This window comes from Reyranella sp. CPCC 100927 (assembly GCF_007859315.1).
In the GTDB taxonomy this organism is placed as follows: domain Bacteria; phylum Pseudomonadota; class Alphaproteobacteria; order Reyranellales; family Reyranellaceae; genus Vineibacter.
The window spans coordinates 129029-148471 of record NZ_VOHA01000016.1 but is presented as its reverse complement, the minus strand read 5'-3'; the positions used below and the strand labels follow the sequence as shown (position 1 = coordinate 148471).

Here is a 19443-nt window from a genome sequence, read left to right as displayed (position 1 = left end):
TAGACAGGGTCGCACGGCGGCGTCCATGGGATCACGCGCCAGGTCGATCACCGATGCGTGGCCACCCTCGACGGCTCCAAGCGGCCCATGTACCGTTCCTCGAAATTGGGGGAGGTACACATGATCACCGTCTATTTCGCGACCAATCGTCATAACGAAGGGACCGAACGGTCGCCCAAGTTCGGCCGGAACTTCAGCGAAAAAGGCCTCACCTATCTGCGCTTCGGATCGGCCGAGGTCGAACCGCCGGCGCGGCGCGGCGGGCGCTACCGGGTGAAGCAGGTGCATCTTGCGCCGGAAAACATCATCGATGACCCCGACGCGCCCAAGCGCGAGAAGGCCAAGGAGAAATTCGGCAGTCGCGAGATCTTCGATGAGTTGCGGGCCTCGATGATCAACAACCAGAGCGACGCCCTGGTGCTGATCCACGGTTTCGCCTGTACCTTCGAGGATGTGCTGGAGCGCGGCGCGCAGCTCAAGGAGGTCTATCAGCTCGACGAAAAGCCGCTCGAGGTCTTCGTGTTTTCCTGGCCGGCCGACGGCGAGATGATCCCGCTGGTATCCTACCACCGCGACCGGGACGATGCGCGAGCCTCGGGGCCGGCGATGCAGCGGGCGCTGACGATCCTGCTGCGCTACCTCGCCGACATCGGCCGCGATGCCCACTGCGAGCAGAACCTCCACCTCGTGGCCCACAGCATGGGCAACTACGCCCTGCGCCATGCGGTGCAGTCGATCGTGGGCGAGCATGGCGCCAACCGGCTGCCGCGCTTGTTCAAGAACGTGTTCCTGATGGCGGCCGACGAGGACAATGACAGCTTCGAGTTGGCCTACAAGTTTGCGCCGCTGGCCGGTCTTGCCGACGCCATCCACGTCTACTTCGCCGCCAACGACGGTGCGCTCAAGATCAGCCGCGACACCAAGAACGCCGAGGACCGCCTGGGTGCCACCGGCCCGCGCACGCTGTCGGATCTGCCGCTGAAGGTGACCCTGGTCGACTGCGAGCGGGTGAGTGCGACGGAGTCCGATGATCGCCAGCACCAATACTACCGAAACCGCCCCGAGGTGGTCGCCGACGTGCGTCAGGTCCTGCGCGGCCTGCCGCCGGACGAGGTGCAGTTCCGCGACTGGGTGCCGGAAAAACGGGCGTACCGGATCAGGCCGACGTGATCTCTCGCCCGGTGCTGTCGCGCATCAACGTTGCGCACAAGCGCCATATTCCCGCCGCGACGATAGAACAACCTGCGCGACCCGCGGGTGCTTCCGGCATGGTCGACTCTCACGACGCTCTCTTTCCGTCCATCGCCGCCGAGGCCCGGCGCGCGGTGCCGACGCGACCGGAAGCGGCTCTGTTCCGGCTCAAGGCGACGCTGCTGCGGATCCGGCGCCGTTGGCGGGACGCCACCGTCGACGTGCCGCTGCAACGGCATCCTGTCGGCACATCCCTGATCGACGCCCCGGTCATCGCACAGTCACGATCGCCGCTCTGGTCCGCCGGATCGGATCCGCAGGAATGGGCCCTGACGGCGGGCAAGGTCCAGAATCTGCGGGTTGCGCTGCGCGGCCTTGACGGGATCGAGATCCCGGCCGGCGCCGTCTTCAGCTTCTGGCGGCAGATTGGCCGCGCCACGCGGCGACGGGGGTTCGTCGCCGGTCGCGAGCTGCGCGAGGGCTGCATGATCAGTACCGTCGGCGGCGGCTTGTGCCAGTTGTCGAACGCACTCTATGACACCGCGCTCGGCGCCGGCTTTGAGATCGTCGAACGCCACGCGCACAGCCGCGTGGTGCCGGGATCGCGTGCGGTCCAGGGTCGCGACGCGACGGTGTTCTGGAACTACGTCGATCTGCGCTTTCGCAGCCGCCATGCCTTCCGGATCGAGGCGCGGATGACCGACGTCGATCTCGACATCCGCTTTCGCGGCATCGGCGGCGCCGATGAGACGCAGACACCACCGTCCTCGGCGCCGCAGAGCACCGTCCATGACTGTGTCAGCTGCGGGCAGGTCTCTTGCTTTCGTCATGTGCCAAGGCCCGGCCTGTCGCCGGCACATCGGGCAGCCTGGCTGATCGACGCGTGCTGGCCGGAATATGCCGCCGTGTTCCAGGAACAGGCGGGCCCCGCCGACACGCTGTTCCTGCCCATGCGCGGACCCCTCGCCCGGCGCTATGCGTGGCCTGCGTCGCCCGGCCGCGAGGTCCGCGCGACAAGGGTGGCGCTGGCGCGGGCTATCGCATCGCGGCGGCAATCCGCCCAGGGCCGTGCGATCCAGACTCTGGCGCTGACCTACGATCGCCGACTCGCCGAGACCTACGCCCGGCATCTTCCCTACATCGCCACCCATCTCGTGGTCAGCCAGTCCCTGCTGCCGCATCTGTGGCAACTGGGCTGTCTCCAGGGCCGGACATTCGACGTGCTGATGGAACGCTGGCCGCTCGCCGAGCTGCAGGCGCGCCTGGACGATGCGCTGCGCGCGCATCCGGGGAGCCCCACCTTGGGTGACTTCCGCGCGCCGCCAGACATCGTTGATGCCGAGGCATCAGCGCTCGCCGCCGCCGATCGCCTGTACACGCCCCATGCTGGGCTCGCCGGCCTGCTGGGCGAGCAGGCGGTCCTCTTGCCGTGGGTGCAGCCGCGATCGGTGACGCGGCGCGTGCCCGGCGGCCGTACGCTGCTGTTTCCCGCCTCACCGCTGGGGCGCAAGGGTGTCTATGCGTTGCGCGAGGCGCTGCAGGGGCTGGATGTCGACCTGCTCGTCGCCGGCCGCGCGCGCGAGGACACCAGCCGGTTCTGGGGTGACATCGCTGTTCGTACCCTCGATGGTCCGGCCTGGCCTGACCGGCTGGCCGGTGTTGTCCTGCCGGCCATCATCGAACATCAGCCACGCGCTCTGTTGCGCGCGCAGGCCGTGGGCATCCCCGTCATCGCCTCCACGGCCTGCGGCCTGATGCAACAGCCGGGAACGACGCTGGTGGATCATGACGATGTGGCGGCGTTGCGTGCGGCCATCGTCGCGTGCCTCGAGTCTTCAGCACTCGATACGTGAAGGCCTCAGGGCTCGCCGTGGGCGGCCTGCTCAAGCAGGCGCCATGTTCCCAGCTTCACGCGCGGCCGTCCCTCGGCTTGGCCGGCCGCATTCTCCGCCGTTTCGATGCGCCGCCATGCCGCGCTGTCGACGATCCGGACCCCGCGTGCACTCAGCAGCGCGTCTAGTCCCCCTGGTCCAGCCTTCTCCGAAGCTGGCGGAGCTGCGAGATCGTCGACCACCACCTTCACCAGCGCCAGTGAATCGGCCCGGTTGGTTGGAATGACGCCCGTCGGGCCGCGCTTGGCCCAGCCGACAACGTAGGCACCGGGCAGGTCGCGCACGCGGCCGTCGTCATGCGCGATATGGCCGCGCTCCAGCAGCAGTCCCACAGGGGGCGACGGATCGTAGCCGATGCACGTCACCACCAGATCGGCGGGCTGGCGCCAACGTCGTTCGGGATGCCGGGTATCGGCCAGTTCGAGTTCACGGACCTTGCCGTCGACGCCGTGCAGCGCGACGGGCATACCCCAGAACTGGAAGCGCAGCCGGCGTGGCGTGTCGGCGGCCGCGAAGCTGCGCAGGAGCTCGAGGTTCTTGGCTTTGCGCATGCGCTCGGGCGCCGGATCGCTGTCGGGCGCCGTCACGCCGTCCAGCACCTCGCTCTGCACGGTGGCCTGGAATGCGGCCAGCCGGCTCATTTCGGCGAGCTCGTTGCCGGTGAAATTCGCATCGGCCGGGCCGCGGCGGGCGACCAGGCTGATCTCGGTGAGATCGAGCCCGGCGATGGCGGCCGCGGCATGCGGCGCGATGTCGGACTTCACCATCTCATCCGCCGTCTTGGCCAGCACGCGCGCGACATCGATGGCGACATTGCCGGCGCCGATCACGGCCACCGTGTGCATGTCGGGCCGCAGCGGATCCAACTCTGCGAAATCGGGGTGGCCGTTGTACCAGCCGACGAACGCGCCGGAACCCACGACGCCCGCCAGGTCCTCGCCCGGAATGCCGAGCCGCCGATCGCGGCTGCAGCCGGTGGCGATGATCAGCGCATCGTACAACGCCGCGAGATCGGCGATGGCGACGTCGCGGCCGACCTCGACATTGCCGATGAAGCGCACGATGGGCTTCGCCAGCAGGCGCTCGAACTGCCGTTGCACGGCCTTGGTGCCCTGGTGATCCGGCGCAACGCCATAGCGCACCAGGCCATAGGGGCAGGGCAGGCGGTCGATGATATCGATCCGTGCGTCGGGCAAGGCGCGCACCAGTCCGTCGACGGCATAGAAGCCCGACGGTCCGGCACCGATGACTGCAATGCTGCGGCTCATGACAGAGCGACCTTATCGGCTGCGCCGCGCGCGTGCTAGCCTTTGCGATCACCGAAAGGAACCGTGCATGCTCTTGAAAGACCGCGTCGTGCTGATCAGTAACGTCACCAAATTTGCCGGCCGCGCCGCCACCGCCGCGGCGCTGGGTGAGGGTGCGAAGGTATTGGTTGCTGACGAGAGCTTTGTCGACGCCGACAGGCGCAAGGCATGGGAGAAGGAGTTCAAGGGCAGCACGGCGCTGGCGGCACAGACGCCGGTGGACATCGGTGCTGCCGTGAAGGCGCAAGGACGCATCGATGCGCTGGTCAACAACGATGCCTGGCCGGCTACGCGCGCGCCGCTGGGCGAAGCCAAGCTCGATGAATTCCGCGCGGCGTTCGAGACCATGGTGGTGCGGCCCTTCGCGCTCACGCAACACATCGCACCGCTGATGCGCCAGCAGGGCTACGGCCGCATCCTGTTCGTGTCCTCGGCGGCGCCGATGCGCGGCATTGCCAACTATTCGATGTACGTCTCGGCGCGCGCCGCCGCCAACGGGCTGGTGTCGTCGCTGGCCAAGGAACTGGGCAAGGACCAGATCACGGTCAACGGCCTGGGCTCGAACTATGTCGAGAACCCCGATTATTTTCCACCCCAGCTGCTCGCCAACAAGGAAGCGATGGCGCGCATGACGGCGCAGATTCCTTTGGGCCGCCTCGGCAAGCCGCAGGAGATCGGCGCCACCATCTGCTTCCTGATCTCCGAGGGCGCCGGCTTTGTCACCGGCCATGTCCTGCCACATGCCGGCGGTTGGGCATGAGACAGCCCATGTGCAACATCGTCGCCTGACGGTTCGCGCGCCGGAGTCATCGTGCTAGGTGTTGAGCGACGGCGGCGCCCATCCGTTCACCAGGTGTGCCGCGTGACGGAGAATTGCCGATGGGCAAGCGGATCGGTCTTCTCACCAGCGGCGGCGATTGCGCCGGCCTGAATGCCGTCATCCGTGCCGTGGTCCGCCGCGCGCACCATGGCTATGATTTCGATGTCGTCGGCATCCGCAAGGGTACGCACGGGCTGTTGGCCCGGCCCGTCGAGGTCGAGGAGCTGAAGCCCGAGCATGACGACACCGCCTTGCTGCGGCTGGGCGGTACGGTGCTGGGTACCACCAACAAGGGCGATCCCTTCGCCTTTCCGATGCCCGACGGCAGTCTGAAGGATCGCTCCGAGGAAATCGTCGAGGGCTTCCATGCGCTCGATCTCGATGCCCTGATCGGTGTCGGTGGCGACGGCAGCCTCAAGATCCTGTCGCGGCTGGCGCTGCAGGGCGGGATTCCCTTTGTCGGCATTCCCAAGACCATCGACAACGACGTGGCGCGCACCGAGCGCGCCGTCGGCTATACCACTGCGGTCGCCACCGCCACCGAGGCGCTCGACCGGCTGCAGCCGACGGCGGCCAGCCACGACCGGGTGATGGTGCTGGAACTGATGGGCCGCGACGCCGGCCATATCGCCATCGCCGCCGGCGTGGCGGGCGGCGCCGACGTGGTGCTGATCCCGGAGATCACCTGGACCCTGCCGACAGTGGCCCGGCACGTGAAGGACCTGCGCGTGGCCGGCCGCAACTTCGCGCTGGTGGTGGCGGCCGAGGCGGCGCAGCCGGCTGGCGTCGATAGCGACGTGATCCAGGCCGCCGGTGGCGTCGGCCACTGGCTCGCCGTCGAACTGGGCCGGGTCACCGGGGCGGAAACGCGGGTCACCGTGCTGGGGCACGTGCAGCGCGGTGGCGTGCCCAACGCCGAAGACCGGCTGCTGGGCTCGGCGCTGGGCGTGCATGCCGTCGACCTGGTGGCCCAGGGCCGCACCGGCCGCATGGTGGCGTGGTGGAACCGCGAGGTCATCGACGTGCCGCTGGAGGAAGTCGTCGCCGTCCCCAGCGTCGTCGACCCGCATGGGCCCCTGGTCCGCACGGCCCGCGGGTTGGGGATCTGCCTGGGCGATACCTTGTAGGTCAGAATTCCGCCTGGAAAAACATATCGGTCACCTGATCTATTGCCTTGACTCTGAGCGTCGACTCATTAAATTATGAGCGATTGATCATTAAAGGAGGCAGTGATGGTGCTTCCCTATTTCCGGCTGGCTGCGCTGGGCGCGGTCGTGTCCGGCATTCTGTCCGGGCCGCCGCCGGCCCAGGCGCGGAGCGTGGCGGCGCTCTCGGCCGTGGGTTTTCCCATCATTGCCGGTTCGGCCGTCGAGCTGTCGTCATTGCGGTCGGCCAGCCGGGAGACGGATGTGTCCCTGCAGGATAGCGCCACCGCCTTGAGCCGGGCCGGGACATGGTCGGCGGCCGGCGTTGTCATCACGGGTGGGGTTGCTACCCTGGTGCTGCGCGACTCCGACAGCGCGGTGCAGGCCAGTTTCGCCGTACCGGCGAAGGCTGTCGCCGCCGTTGGTCTGCGCGCCGGCGATGCTGTCGGGGCGACGGCCACGGAAGCCGGCACCATTCTGCACAAGGATGGCCGTGTGCTCGCCTTCGTGACCAGCGATGACCAGGGACACCTCGTACGTCATGACACGCTGGCGCTTCATTGAGGCGCTGGGCGCGGTTGCGGCCGCGGTCGCGAGCCTTGTTCCGGGGACATTGCCGGCCCGGGCAAGTGAACTCGCCTGTGCCGACGGCGCCTGCTCGATCGACAAGGTGGCGTCTGCCGCCGCCGCCGCAAAGCGGCTGGAGCGCGCCCTCGACAAGACCGGAGTCGAGGTCGCCATCATCGCCCGCGTCGGCTCCGACCTGAGCCGGCATGGCATCAGCTGGACCCATGCCGGCATCGCCTGGCGCGATGATCCCGCCGGCCGCTGGCAGGTGGTGCATGTGCTGAACGATTGCGGACCGGCCTCGTGCCTGTACCGGCAGGGGCTGATGAATTTCTTCCTGGATGAACCACTGCACTACAACGCACTGGTGCTGGTCCCCAGCCCGGCGGTACGGGCGGGACTGGCTGTTCGCCTGGCTACCGGCGCGGCGTGCGATCTGCATCAGCCGCGCTACAGCATGCTCGCCTATCCGTTTGCCACCTCCTACCAGAACTCCAATCAGTTCGTGCTGGAGAACCTGGCGCTGGCGCAGATCGGTGCCATGGATGGTGATCGCGAGACGGCGATCGATCACCTGCAACAGACCCGGTTCCAGCCGCACGTCGTGCGCTTCTCGGGCCTGGAACGGATCGGCGGCAGCTTCAAGGCGAACGTGCGCTTCGACGATCATCCGCGCGCCGACGGGCACAACAACCGCTATTCGGTTGTCACCGTGCACGCCGTCGAGCGCTGGCTGGCCGCTAACGGTGCTCTCGATGCACGGGTCGAGGTGGTGTGAACGCCCGAGGTCTCACCCACCGCACTGGGGAGTGGCGAAGGTGTTCAGCTCCTTGAGGTCGGCGCGCCAGACGATGCCGTCGCGCTGAAACGTAAAGCGCGTGATCACGCCGCTTTCGTGCAGCTCGAAGGTCGACTCCATCCATTCGGTCAGCGTCTTGGATGTCTGCTTCAGCGTCCAGGCGCGCTTCTGCAGAAGCGGCGAACCGACGCGCGGCGCCGGCGGTTTGAGCGCCGGCAGGGCCGCGACGCGCGCCAGCGTCAGGTCGATCGAAACGTAGAACCGCCCCAGCTCGATGGTGCGAAACGAAAACGGGCCGCGCGCCCGCGCGGGATCCTCGTTGCTCAGTGCATCGATCAGCTGGCCCCTCAGCGCGATCGGCAGGACTGTCGCCGCCGGCAGTTCGACTTTGCGGGGAAGCTTGTCGGATTTCACGTCCAGGATGCCCGACCGGTCGGCCCCCAGCGTCGCCGCGCCGCTGGCCTCCTCGCCGCGGCCGCCGACGTGATAGCGGCCCTCGTACTGCAGCGTGGTGCCGCCGAGCGCCTCGGTGAACTTCATTCCTTCCTGGAAGGAGTCCGATTTCACGTTGCCGCGCGTGCCGCGCTCGATGGTGTAGAACAGCGCACTGCTGTAGCGCCAACCGTCGCAAGCCTTGCTCAGGGTGGTCGACACCTGGCCGGTCACCTTGGTGTTCTCCGGCGGCTTCTCGACCGTGACCTGATAGCTCGCGGCGTGGCCCTGGATGTCGGCGGCATGCGCCCCGACCGCCGCCAGGACGCATGCCGCAGATCCGGCAATCATGAAACGGCACATCAACATCAGGCAGCCTCGCGGAGGCTCCCGCGGCGGGGAGGAACCTTTCCGTACCTTCCCCGCTGGCGGGGTAGGGATCAACCCCTTAGCTGAAGGCTTCGTCCCAGGTGCCGCGGGTCGAGGCGCGTGAATACTCGGTGGCGCGGTTCTCGAAGAAGTTGGTGTGCTCGACCGCGTTGAGCATGAAATCGATCCACGGCAGCGGATTTTTCTCCACGCGATAGATCGGCTGCAGATCGAGCTGGGTGAGCCGCCGGTCGGCGATGAAGCGGATGTAGCGCTTCACGTCCTCGGCATTCATGCCCTCGATCGCGCCCATCTCGAAGGCGAGGTCGATGAAGGCATCCTCGTGATCGACGATGGTCGAGCAGGCGATATAGATCTCGCGGCGCAGCTCCTCGGTCCAGATCTCGGGGTTCTCCGACACGAACGTGCGGAACAGCCGGATGATCGAGTTGCAGTGCAGGCTCTCGTCGCGCACCGACCACGAGACGATCTGGCCCATGCCCTTCATCTTGTTGAAGCGCGGGAAGTTCAACAGCATGGCGAAGCTGGCGAACAGCTGCAGGCCCTCGGTAAAGGCACCGAACACCGCCAGCGTCTTGGCGATGTCTTCCTTCGACTCGACGTTGAAGGCCTGCATGTAGTCGTACTTGTCCTTCATCTCCTTGTAGCGCAGGAAGGCCGAGTACTCCGCCTCCGGCATGCCGATGGTGTCCAGCAGGTGCGAGTAGGCCGCGATGTGCACCGTCTCCATCGACGAGAAGGCTGCCAGCATCATCTGCACTTCGGTCGGTTTGAAGATCCGCGAATAGTGCTTCATGTAGCAGTTGTTCACCTCGACGTCGGCCTGGGTGAAGAAGCGGAAGATCTGCGTCAGCAGATGCCGCTCGCTCTCGCTGAGCTTGTTGCGCCAGTCCTTCACGTCATCGGCCAGCGGCACTTCCTCCGGCAGCCAGTGGATGCGCTGCTGCGTCAGCCACGCGTCATAGGCCCAGGGGTAGCGGAACGGCTTGTAGATCGGCTTGGCGTCGAGAAGCGACATTTGACCTTATCCCATCATCATGGCTGGCGAACGCTGATGCTCGCCCGTTTGGCTCTTTCCGGCGTGAGATAGCCATCCTCGATGGCGCACAGCTTGGCTTCCCGCGCAATGAAATCGACCGGCGTATGCTTGCTGATCATCCCGTTGTCGAAGGGATAGGTCGCGACGATCTCACCTTCGACCACAACGTCGACAATCACGCTTCCCTCCCCACTTGTTGTTCACGGCGCGCGGGAGGGACTCGATCACAGAAGGCGTGAAACGACGCTCCGGAACGGATCCCTCACAACGACAACGGACACTCAACGCTCTACTGGCACGCCAGACACTCTTCGTAGTTGTTGTTTTGCTCGGCCGCGGCGGCCAGCGGCAACTCGGCGGGGGCGCCGGAACCGTTCTTGTAGGTCGTGGGCATCGCCACGGCGGACACGGCAGCGTCGCCGGAAACCGCTTCGGCGCGCTGGATGCTGAGCGAACGGCAGTAGTAGAGGCTCTTCACGCCGCGCTTCCAGGCCATCAGATGGATCTGATGCAGGTCGCGCTTGTGCACGTCGGCCGGCAGGAAGACGTTGAGCGACTGCGACTGGCAGATGAATGGCGTGCGGTCGGCGGCATGCTCGATCAGCCAGCGCTGGTCGAGTTCGAAGGCGGTCTTGAACACGGCCTTCTCATGATCGTCGAGGAAGTCGAGGTGCTGCACCGAGCCCTGGTTCAGGGCGATCGACGTCCAGGTGTCCTCATCGTCCTTGCCCTTCTGCGCCAGCAGCAGTTGCAGGTAGGGGTTGCGCACGCTGAAGGAGCCGCTGAGCGTCTTGTGGGTGAAGACGTTGGCCGCGATCGGCTCGATGCCGGGCGAGGCGCCGCCGGCGATGATCGAGATCGAAGCGGTGGGTGCGATCGCGAGCTTGTTGGAGAAGCGCTCCTGGATGCCGAAGTCGGCGGCGTCCGGGCAGGCGCCGCGCTCGCCGGCCAGCTTCACCGAGGCGCCGTCGACCCCCTGCTTGATGTGCTTGAACATCTTCTTGTTCCACACCTTGGCCATCACCGACTCGAGCGGGATGTTGTTGGCCTGCAGGAAGGAGTGGAAGCCCATCACGCCCAGACCGACGCTGCGCTCGCGCATGGCGGCATAGGCGGCGCGTTCGAAGTCGGCGCCCGACTTCTCGATGAAGGCCTGCAGCACGTTGTCGAGGAAGCGCATCACGTCCTCGATGAAGGTCGGATGCTCGTGCCACTCGAAATAAGTTTCGAGGTTCAGCGACGAGAGGCAGCAAACGGCCGTGCGCTCGCGGCCGTACTTGTCGATGCCGGTGGGCAGCGTGATCTCGCTGCACAGGTTCGAGGTCTTGACCGTCAGCCCGGCCAGCTTCTGGTGCTGCGGCAGGGCGCGGTTCACGTGGTCGATGAAGACCAGATAGGGCTCGCCGGTCTCGACCCGCGCCGTCAGGATGCGGATCCACAGATGACGCGCCGAGATCTTGCGCAGCACGGCGCCGTCCTTGGGTGACGTCAGCGCCCATTCCTCGTCGTTCTCGACGGCGCGCATGAAGGCGTCCGGCACCAGGATGCCGTGATGCAGGTTCAGCGCCTTGCGGTTGGGATCGCCGCCGGTCGGGCGGCGGATCTCGATGAACTCCTCGATTTCCGGGTGGCTGACCGGAATGTAGACGGCGGCCGAGCCGCGGCGCAGCGAGCCCTGCGAAATCGCTAAGGTCAGCGAGTCCATCACCCGGATGAAGGGCACGACACCGGAGGTCTTGCCGTTCATCCCGACTTTTTCGCCGATCGAACGCAGATTGCCCCAGTAGGAGCCGATGCCGCCGCCGCGCGCCGCCAGCCAGACGTTCTCGTTCCACAGCCCGAGGATGCCCTCGAGCGAGTCGCTGGCCTCGTTCAGGAAGCAGGAGATCGGCAGGCCGCGGCTGGTGCCGCCGTTGCTGAGCACCGGCGTGGCGGGCATGAACCACATGTTGGAGATGTACTCATAGAGCCGTTGCGCATGCGCATCATCGTCGGCATAGGCCGACGCCACGCGCGCAAACAGGTCCTGGTAGCTTTCCCCGGGCAGCAGGTAACGGTCCGACAAGGTCGCCTTGCCGAACGCGGTGAGTTTGTCGTCCCGACCACGTTCGGTCACAACGCGGCCGCCACTCTGAAGCTGAACTACATCAAACACTTGGCGCCCCCGTCAGCGTCTTGTCCACCCCTGTGAACAGGATGGTTTGTGGACTGCTACCAGATATCGGCCTGGTGGTTAGCCTGACCACTATATGTCGATCATATGTCGCCGCCATCGGCTGTCACCCTCAAACTTTTCCCTTAAGAGCGAATCACAAGAATGACCGCGCAAGGGATTGAAAAGACGAAGAAAAGCGGAAGTCAATATTGACCATGTTACTCACTCGGATTTTGTTGTGCGCTGCATCAAAAAGAAGAACAAACCGCGCTTCACGGCGGATTCCTTGGCACTCTGACAAAATTGTCAAGCAATCCGCGCCTCGGCCCATGGCCACGTAGCAAAACCCTAGTAACGACCGGCATCCGCGCGCTGTGGATCAAAGCCAACCGCCGATGACCGTCGGCGGGTGCCTAGACAGGTCTCGGAACCCATCGCTTGTGGTCCAAGGGGGCATTTGTGACGGGCGAGTATGTGATCGCTTACATTTTTATGAAATGGTTGGCGTCGCGCGATTGCGCTAGCATCCCCCCGCGACGACGCGGCATGGATGGCGTCGGCGCCACCAGAGGGAGGGAACGATGGACGCACGCACGGCCGGCGACGAGACCCTCAACAAGACACTGGCGGCGGTGATCGAGGCAGCCCGCGCCGACGGCGATGAAGCGGCGCGATTTGCCCATCGTCTCTATGAAGCATTGGCACCCGACGATATTGCCGCCGCGCCGGCGAGCGATCGCGCGGTGCAGGCCCGCGTACTGTTTGCGTTCATGCAGCGACGCCCGGAAGGGGGCGCCAAGTTGCGGGTGTACGATCCGACCCCGGAAACGCACGGCTATCGCAGCCGCTACACCGTGGTCGAGATCGTCAACGAGGACATGCCGTTCCTGGTCGACTCGGTGCGCATGGAATTCACGCGCCGTGATCTGGCGGTGCATCTGATGGCGCATCCCGTGATGCCGGTCGCTCGCGATGCCAAGGGCAAGATCACGGCCTTCGGCGGACCCGCGCGCGGCGCGCCGCGCGAGTCCATCATGCGCATCGAGATCGATCGCATTGCCGCCGAGGCGGATCGCGCCGATCTGGCCGCGGCGCTGACGCGCGCACTGGACGAGGTGAAAGTCGCGGTCAACGACTGGTTCGCCATGCGGCAAGCGGCACTCGATGCCGTGGGCGAACTCGCGATGGCGTCAGGCCGCATGCCGGCGCTGCGCGCTTCGCTGGAGGAGGCCGCCACCTTCCTGCGCTGGGTCGAGGATAATCACTACAGCTTCCTGGGTTTCCGCCGGTTCAAATACGGCGGCGGCAAGAAAGGACCTGTCAGCTACGAGGTCATCCCCGGTTCGGGTCTTGGCATCCTGCGTGGCGATGAGGAGCGGCTGTTCGATCCGCATCCACAGGGACGCGCCGCGCTCGCCAGCTTCGCGGCTTCGACAGCGCCGATCCTGGTGCTGAAGAGCGACCGGCCGTCACGCGTCCATCGCGGCGGCACGATGGACGTGATCGCGGTCAAAACCTACGACGCCAAGGGCAAGGTCACCGGCGAGCGCCGCTTTGCCGGCCTGTTCACTTCGTCGGCCTATCACGCCTCGCCGCGCGAAATCCCGCTGCTGCGGCGCAAGGTCGAGGCCGTGATCGACCGCGCCGGCTACGATCCCGCCAGCCACGACGGCAAGGCGCTGATCAACATCATCGAAACGCATCCGCGCGACGAGCTGTTCCAGGCCGACGAAGACACGCTGTTCGCCATGGCCACCGGCGTCCTGCAGCTGCAGGAGCGGCAGCGCGTGGCGCTGTTCGCGCGACCCGATGCTGCCGGCAGGTTCGTGACCTGCCTGGTCTATGCGCCGCGCGACAGCTACGACAGTGACCTGCGCAAGCGGTTCGCCGCCATTCTCGAGCGCGCCTATCGCGGTACGGTCGAGAGTTTCTCCGTCAATGTCGGCGATGAATCGATGCTGGCGCGGGTGCTGTTCACCCTGCGGCCGGCCGACCCGATGGCCGCGCTGCCGGATGCCGATGTCGTCGAGCGCGAACTGGCCGAAGCGGCGCGAACCTGGAGCGACAAGCTCAAGGCGGCGCTGGTCGACCGTCATGGCGAAGCCGACGGGCTGGGACTGGCGCGGCGCATGGCGACCGCCTTCCCTGTCGCCTACCGCGAAACGTTCGACGGGATTGCCGCAGCGGGCGATCTCGCCCAGGCGCTGTCGATCCAGGGCGGCGTGCCGCTGGGCATCGACCTCTACCGCCGCGCCGAGCAGGCGCCGCACCAGATGGCGGTGAAGCTGATGCGGGCGGCCCAGCCGATTCCGCTGTCGGACATCCTGCCGCCGCTGGAGGCCATGGGCCTGCGCGTGCTCACCGAGACGCCCTACCGGTTGTCGCTGCCCGACGGCCCGGTGTGGCTGCATGATTTCGTTCTCGAGACCGCCGATGGCCGCGTCGTGGATGTCGCGGCCGAGCGCGCCGGCTTCGCCGAGACGCTGGGCGCGGTGTGGACCGGCGACATGGAGAGCGACGGCTTCAACCGCCTGGTGCTGGGTGCCGAGATCGAGGCACGCGATGTGATCGTGCTGCGCGCCTACGCCAAGTTCCTGCGCCAGGCCGGCTTCCCGTTCAGCCAGGACTATGTCGAGCGCGCCCTGGCTTCCCACATCGGCATTGCCGCCGATCTGGCTGCTCTGTTCCGGGCCCGGCTCGACCCGGCCCTGGGCGCCCCCGATTCCGCCGAGCGCCAGGAGCGTATCGAGAAGGCGCACACGGCCATCAGCGCGGCGTTGGAGCAGGTTGCGAGCCTTGACGAGGATCGCATCCTGCGGCGTTTCCTCAACGCCATCGAGTGCACGCATCGCACCAACTTCTGGCAGATCGGCGCCGATGGCCGTCCCAAGCCCTACGTTTCGTTCAAGCTCGACAGCCGTCATCTTGACGAGCTGCCGGCGCCGCGGCCGATGGTGGAGATCTTTGTCTACAGCCCGCGGGTCGAGGGCGTGCACTTGCGCGGTGGTCCGGCCGCACGCGGCGGCATTCGCTGGTCCGACCGGCGCGAAGACTTCCGCACCGAGATCCTGGGCCTGATGAAGGCGCAGATGGTGAAGAACGCCGTCATCGTGCCGGTCGGTTCCAAGGGCGGCTTCTACGTCAAGCGGCCGCCGGCCGGTGGCACGCGTGATCAGGTCCAGGCCGAAGGCATCGAGTGCTACAAGACCTTGATCCGCGGCATGCTCGACATCACCGATAATCTCGACGCCGACGGCAAGATCGTGCCGCCGGTGCATGTGCTGCGTCATGATGGCGACGACCCCTACCTGGTGGTCGCCGCCGACAAGGGCACCGCGACCTTCTCCGATATCGCCAATGGCGTGTCGGCTGAGTACAGCTTCTGGCTGGCCGATGCGTTCGCCTCGGGCGGTTCGGTCGGCTACGACCATAAGAAGATGGGCATCACGGCGCGCGGCGCCTGGGAAAGCGTGAAGCGCCACTTCCGCGAACTGGGATTGGATACGCAGACCACCCCGTTCTCCGCCGTGGGCGTCGGCGACATGTCGGGCGACGTGTTCGGCAATGGGGCGCTGCGTTCGGACAAGACCCGCCTGCTGGCGGCCTTCGACCATCGCCACATCTTCATTGATCCCGACCCCGATCCGGCGATCAGCTTCGCCGAGCGCCAGCGCCTGTTCGATCTGCCGCGCTCGTCGTGGGCCGACTACGACCGCAAGAAGCTGTCGCCGGGTGGTTTCATCGTCGAGCGCACCGCGAAGTCGGTAACGGTGACGCCAGAGGCCCGCGCCGCGCTCGACATCGAGTCCGAGCAGGTCGCGCCCAACGACCTGATGCGCGCCATCCTCAAGGCGCCCGTCGACCTGCTGTTCTTCGGCGGCATCGGCAACTACGTGAAAGCCTCGAACGAGACGCACGCCGATGCTGGCGACAAGGCCAACGACACGCTGCGCATCGATGGCCGCGACGTGCGGGCCCGCGTCGTGGGTGAGGGCGCCAATCTCGGCGTCACCCAGCGCGGCCGCATCGAGGCGGCGCAGGCCGGCGTCAAGATCAACACCGATGCTATGGACAACTCGGCCGGCGTCGACACGTCCGATCACGAGGTCAACATCAAGATCGCGCTGGGCGACGCGGTGCGCCGTCAGGCGCTCGGCATGGAGGCGCGGGATCGTCTGCTGGCGTCGATGACCGACGAGGTCGGCGACCTGGTGCTGCGTCACAACTATCAGCAGACGCAGGCGATCACTGTCGCGGCGGCGCAGGCCATGGCGCTGCACGAGAAACATGCGCGGATGATGCGGGCGCTCGAGCGCGTCGGCCGGCTGGACCGTGCCGTGGAGTTCCTGCCCGACAACGACGCGATGAAGCGCCGGGCGTCGGCGGGTCAGCCGCTGACGCGTCCCGAGCTCTGCGTCCTGCTGGCCTACGGCAAGATCGTCGTCCACGACGAGATCCTGGCGTCGGACCTGCCCGACGATCCGCTGCTGGAAGCCGAGTTGCTGCGCTATTTCCCGCTCGCCATGCGCGAGGGCTTCAGCGAGTCGATCCGCCGCCACCGGCTGCGGCGCGAGATCGCCGCCCTGCAGGTGACCAATTCGATGGTCAACCGCGTGGGCAGTACTTTCGTGCATGATATTCGCGACCGCACGGGCGCATCGACCGCCGATATCGCGCGTTGCTTCGCCATCGTGCGCGACAGCTTCCTGCTGCGCGATCTGTGGTCGGAGATCGAGTCCCTGGACGCCCAGCTTGTCGCGCCGGCCCAGACCGCGATGCTGATCGCCACCCAGCGGCTGATCGAGCGCGGCACCCTGTGGGCGCTGCGCGGCCTGCCGCGGCCGGTCGACATGACGCGGGCCGTCGATGCGCTGCGCCCGGCCGTCGCCACCATGGCCGCCGAACTCGATGGCCTGCTGCCCCAGGGCGAGCGGGCCGCCATCGCCGAACGGGCCAGTACGTTCATCCAGGCCGGCGTGCCGGAGGCGCTGGCGCGCCGTGTGGCGGCGCTGGATACGCTGGCGGCCGCCGGCGACATCGCGGCATTGGCGGCGATATCGCGGGTTCCCGTGGTCGACGCGGCGCGCCTCTATTTCGACCTCGGGGCCCGGCTGGGCTTCGACTGGCTGCGGGCCGCGGCCGACCGCCTGCCGCGCGAAACGCACTGGCAGATGATGGCCGGTAACGCCGTGATCGACGATTTCGCGACGGTCCAGCGCAGTCTGGCGGCCTCGGCGCTGGGCGGCGCCCCGGACGGCGCCAGCGCCATCGATGTCGTGGCCCTGATCGAGGCCTGGATCGCGCCCCGTCAGGAATCGCTGGATCGCGTCGACCGGGTGGTGGTCGATCTCAAATCGCAGCCCACTGTCGATTTGGCGATGCTGACCGTCGCCGCCAATGAATTGCGTGGATTGGCAACGGCCTAGGGATCGTTCGGGAACGTACAACCACAGGATGGACTTCCCATCGGCTGCATGTCCGGTATGTGCTGGACCCTGCAGCTATGCGTCCGATTCCGGCAGAAACAGCACATTGGACTGCACAAACCCCTGGAGTGCCTTCAGAAAACAACTAAGAACTTGAATTAACTGTACTTTACGCACCGACCATAGTGTGACTAAAATACCACAGTTTTGCCCCATTTGGGCCTAGCGCGAGACACACGTCGCGCCTACTTAAGGGGGGTATCTCCCCCGAACGTGGTTCCCCCAAGCCACGTTCAGCCTCGCAAGAGGCTCTGGCCGCCGTTCCATCCTCCCCCCGGAACGGCGGCCTTTTCTTTTTGGCGATACGCTCTGGCGCCAGTCCAAGTCAGCAACCCGGATCAATCGGGTGCGGTTAGCATCATCGACGATGAACAAGCCGACGACTCGCCACAGCTATGCCGATCGCGTCGCGCGGGTTGCCACCTATATCGCGTGTCATCTCGACGACTCGTTGGAGCTCGAGCGGCTGGCGGCGGTCGCCTGCTTCTCCCCCTCGCACTTCCATCGCATCTACTCTGCACTAACGGGTGAAACCGTCGCCGACACAGTGCGGCGCTGCCGTCTTCAGCGCGCCGCGACTCAGTTGATCAGCACCCAGCAGTCGATTGCCGCCATCGCGCGCGCGGCCGGCTACGGCAGTACGGCGGCCTTTGTCCGTGCGTTTGCCGTCGCGCATGGCGTGCCGCCCGGTGTCTATCGCCAGCGTCGGCAACAGCGGGATCGCGGCACAACGGGCTTTGATACAGGGGAGCGGAACATGACCTACCCCGTGAGCATCGAGATGCTGCCGCCGCGGCGACTGTTGGCCTCGCGCCACGTCGGTTCCTACGATGGCCTCGACAGTGCCTTCGCACGCCTCAGTGCCTGGGCCGCGGCCCGGCGGCTGGCAACCGTCAGCAGCGTTGCGATCTATCTGAACGACTGCTTCGACGTGCCGGTCGACAGCCTGCTGACGGACGTGTGCCTGGAGGTTCCGGACGACACCAAGGGCGAGGGCGACGTCCGCGCGACCGGCCTCGTCGGCGGACGGCATGCGGTCCTGCACCACCAGGGGCCATACGCCGAGCTCGGTACGGCCTATCGCTGGCTGTACGCCGAATGGTTGCCCAAGAGCGGCGAAGAGATCGCCGATCGGCCGGCCTTCGATGTGTATCTCAATGATCCGCGTCTGCTGCCGCCAGCGCAGTGGCGCACCGACCTCTGTCTGCCGCTGGTGGAACGCTGAGCCTGCCGAGGATACGGCGATGACGGCAACCATCACCTTTTACGACGGCTACTGGTATTGCTACGCCAACGCGACAGCGATGCTGCTGGGTGCCCACGGCGAACACATATCGCCACGACAGATCGAGGTGTTGTCCGGCGTTGGTTTGGGCGCCTTCATCGCCGAGGACGGCCTGCCGTTCTTCAGTGGCCGCGCCGGGGCGCCGGACAGGGGCATCACGCAAGCACTGGCCACGCTTGGCTTCGCGTTCACCGAGCGCGTCTCCGAAGCACCTGATCCCGCGCCGTTCGATTGGCTGGCAGACGCCCTGCGCACCTCGCCGGTTGTTGTCGGCCCACTGGACATGCGTTTCCTGGCCTACAACCCGGGCCGGCCGACATGGCCGGGCGTCGATCACTACGTGCTCGTCAACAAGGTCGAGGGCGACAGCGTTCTGCTGTATGACCCGGCAGGCTTCGCCGAAGTGTTCCTCAGCAAGGCGGCGTTGGCTGACGCTTGGCGGGCCGATGCGATCGCCTACAAGCGGGGCCACTTCCGCGCCTGGTCCCACCCGCGGCGGATCGCCACGCCGTCGTCGGCGGCGATCACAAGCGCGGCCAGCCACCACTTCAAGGCGCTCTATGCCGAAGCGTCGGCCGACGCCGCGGCGGGCCATCATCTCATCGACGAGCACGCCATCGCCTGGCTCGCCGACCGCACGCAGCCGGATGAACTCACCCCGGCTCAGACCGGGCATCTTCTGAACTTCGCCGTGCCGCTGGGCGTCAAGCGTGCGCTCGACTTCGCAAGTTTCTTTGAGACGGCGAACCCCTCCCTGGCGCAGGTCAAACGACAGCAGGCTGGCCTGTTCGGCCGATGTCAGACCCATCTGACGCAACGCGACCATCCGGCTGCTGCGACCGTGCTCCGGCAACTTGCCGACCTCGAACGGCAGATCCGAAATCTTGTCATCGGCTGAGCCGGCTTCACGGGCATCGAACGGCTCATGCTATGAC

The 19443-nt window shown here is 66.4% G+C and carries 14 protein-coding genes; 9 read left to right on the top strand and 5 right to left on the bottom strand.

Translation table 11 applies throughout. The annotated features are described in order from the left end of the window. Nucleotides 1-120: 120 nt before the first annotated feature. Both FQU96_RS30740 and FQU96_RS30735 read left to right on the top strand, forming a co-directional pair. Nucleotides 121-1170: an alpha/beta hydrolase gene (locus FQU96_RS30740; RefSeq protein ID WP_178130804.1), complete on the top strand. Its 1050-nt coding sequence runs from the start codon at nucleotides 121-123 to the stop codon at nucleotides 1168-1170. A gap of 98 nt (nucleotides 1171-1268) precedes the next feature. After that, a complete protein-coding gene (locus FQU96_RS30735) occupies nucleotides 1269-3044 on the top strand; it encodes a VanW family protein (protein WP_146545195.1) in 1776 nt (591 codons plus the stop codon). Between the two features lie 5 nt (nucleotides 3045-3049). On the opposite strand, the gene FQU96_RS30730 is transcribed toward FQU96_RS30735, so the two are convergent. Further along, on the bottom strand, nucleotides 3050-4351 hold the full coding sequence (locus tag FQU96_RS30730; protein WP_146545194.1) for an FAD-dependent oxidoreductase: 1302 nt from the start codon (nucleotides 4349-4351) through the stop codon (nucleotides 3050-3052). A gap of 67 nt (nucleotides 4352-4418) precedes the next feature. On the opposite strand from FQU96_RS30730, the gene FQU96_RS30725 reads away from it, so the two are divergent. From FQU96_RS30725 to FQU96_RS30710, 4 genes are all read left to right on the top strand, one after another. After that, nucleotides 4419-5150: an SDR family oxidoreductase gene (locus tag FQU96_RS30725; protein ID WP_178130803.1), complete on the top strand. Its 732-nt coding sequence runs from the start codon at nucleotides 4419-4421 to the stop codon at nucleotides 5148-5150. Between the two features lie 119 nt (nucleotides 5151-5269). Next, nucleotides 5270-6337 carry an ATP-dependent 6-phosphofructokinase gene (locus FQU96_RS30720; protein ID WP_146545192.1) on the top strand — a complete coding sequence of 356 codons (1068 nt, stop codon included), beginning with the start codon at nucleotides 5270-5272 and terminating at the stop codon, nucleotides 6335-6337. A 105-nt stretch (nucleotides 6338-6442) separates the two neighbouring features. Beyond that, nucleotides 6443-6919 (top strand): hypothetical protein, encoded by a 477-nt coding sequence (locus FQU96_RS30715; protein ID WP_146545191.1) that lies wholly within the window; start codon nucleotides 6443-6445, stop codon nucleotides 6917-6919. Further along, entirely contained in the window at nucleotides 6873-7700 is an 828-nt protein-coding gene (locus FQU96_RS30710) for a DUF2145 domain-containing protein (RefSeq protein ID WP_146545190.1), read from the top strand. Before FQU96_RS30715 ends, FQU96_RS30710 begins: the two co-directional genes overlap by 47 nt. A 12-nt stretch (nucleotides 7701-7712) precedes the next feature. On the opposite strand, the gene FQU96_RS30705 is transcribed toward FQU96_RS30710, so the two are convergent. The 4 genes from FQU96_RS30705 to FQU96_RS30690 form a co-directional block, all read right to left on the bottom strand. Next, entirely contained in the window at nucleotides 7713-8504 is a 792-nt protein-coding gene (locus tag FQU96_RS30705) for an EipB family protein (RefSeq protein ID WP_178130802.1), read from the bottom strand. Nucleotides 8505-8601: 97 nt separating this feature from the next. Next, complete coding sequence (locus FQU96_RS30700) at nucleotides 8602-9561, bottom strand: ribonucleotide-diphosphate reductase subunit beta (RefSeq protein ID WP_146545188.1); 960 nt, start codon at nucleotides 9559-9561, stop codon at nucleotides 8602-8604. Nucleotides 9562-9578: 17 nt separating this feature from the next. Further along, nucleotides 9579-9761 carry a hypothetical protein gene (locus tag FQU96_RS30695; RefSeq protein ID WP_146545187.1) on the bottom strand — a complete coding sequence of 61 codons (183 nt, stop codon included), beginning with the start codon at nucleotides 9759-9761 and terminating at the stop codon, nucleotides 9579-9581. Nucleotides 9762-9871: 110 nt separating this feature from the next. Further along, the gene (locus tag FQU96_RS30690) at nucleotides 9872-11698 is read right to left on the bottom strand and encodes a ribonucleoside-diphosphate reductase subunit alpha (protein ID WP_370461477.1); all 1827 of its coding nucleotides are present in this window, start codon (nucleotides 11696-11698) and stop codon (nucleotides 9872-9874) included. Nucleotides 11699-12318: 620 nt separating this feature from the next. Between FQU96_RS30690 and FQU96_RS30685 the strand changes: the two genes are divergently transcribed. From FQU96_RS30685 to FQU96_RS30675, 3 genes are all read left to right on the top strand, one after another. Continuing rightward, entirely contained in the window at nucleotides 12319-17163 is a 4845-nt protein-coding gene (locus FQU96_RS30685; protein ID WP_146545185.1) for an NAD-glutamate dehydrogenase, read from the top strand. A 427-nt stretch (nucleotides 17164-17590) separates the two neighbouring features. Next, a complete protein-coding gene (locus FQU96_RS30680) occupies nucleotides 17591-18448 on the top strand; it encodes a GyrI-like domain-containing protein (protein WP_146545184.1) in 858 nt (285 codons plus the stop codon). Between the two features lie 19 nt (nucleotides 18449-18467). After that, on the top strand, nucleotides 18468-19406 hold the full coding sequence (locus tag FQU96_RS30675) for a hypothetical protein (protein WP_146545183.1): 939 nt from the start codon (nucleotides 18468-18470) through the stop codon (nucleotides 19404-19406). The last annotated feature ends 37 nt before the right edge of the window (nucleotides 19407-19443 follow it).

Coding starts and splice junctions, on each gene's coding strand:
- FQU96_RS30705 (WP_178130802.1), bottom strand. CDS start 8,504: ATGATTGCCGGATCTGCGGCATGCGTCCTGGCGGCGGTCGGGGCGCAT.
- FQU96_RS30700 (WP_146545188.1), bottom strand. CDS start 9,561: ATGTCGCTTCTCGACGCCAAGCCGATCTACAAGCCGTTCCGCTACCCC.
- FQU96_RS30740 (WP_178130804.1), top strand. CDS start 121: ATGATCACCGTCTATTTCGCGACCAATCGTCATAACGAAGGGACCGAA.
- FQU96_RS30720 (WP_146545192.1), top strand. CDS start 5,270: ATGGGCAAGCGGATCGGTCTTCTCACCAGCGGCGGCGATTGCGCCGGC.
- FQU96_RS30685 (WP_146545185.1), top strand. CDS start 12,319: ATGGACGCACGCACGGCCGGCGACGAGACCCTCAACAAGACACTGGCG.
- FQU96_RS30710 (WP_146545190.1), top strand. CDS start 6,873: ATGACCAGGGACACCTCGTACGTCATGACACGCTGGCGCTTCATTGAG.
- FQU96_RS30725 (WP_178130803.1), top strand. CDS start 4,419: ATGCTCTTGAAAGACCGCGTCGTGCTGATCAGTAACGTCACCAAATTT.
- FQU96_RS30730 (WP_146545194.1), bottom strand. CDS start 4,351: ATGAGCCGCAGCATTGCAGTCATCGGTGCCGGACCGTCGGGCTTCTAT.
- FQU96_RS30680 (WP_146545184.1), top strand. CDS start 17,591: ATGAACAAGCCGACGACTCGCCACAGCTATGCCGATCGCGTCGCGCGG.
- FQU96_RS30675 (WP_146545183.1), top strand. CDS start 18,468: ATGACGGCAACCATCACCTTTTACGACGGCTACTGGTATTGCTACGCC.
- FQU96_RS30735 (WP_146545195.1), top strand. CDS start 1,269: ATGGTCGACTCTCACGACGCTCTCTTTCCGTCCATCGCCGCCGAGGCC.
- FQU96_RS30715 (WP_146545191.1), top strand. CDS start 6,443: ATGGTGCTTCCCTATTTCCGGCTGGCTGCGCTGGGCGCGGTCGTGTCC.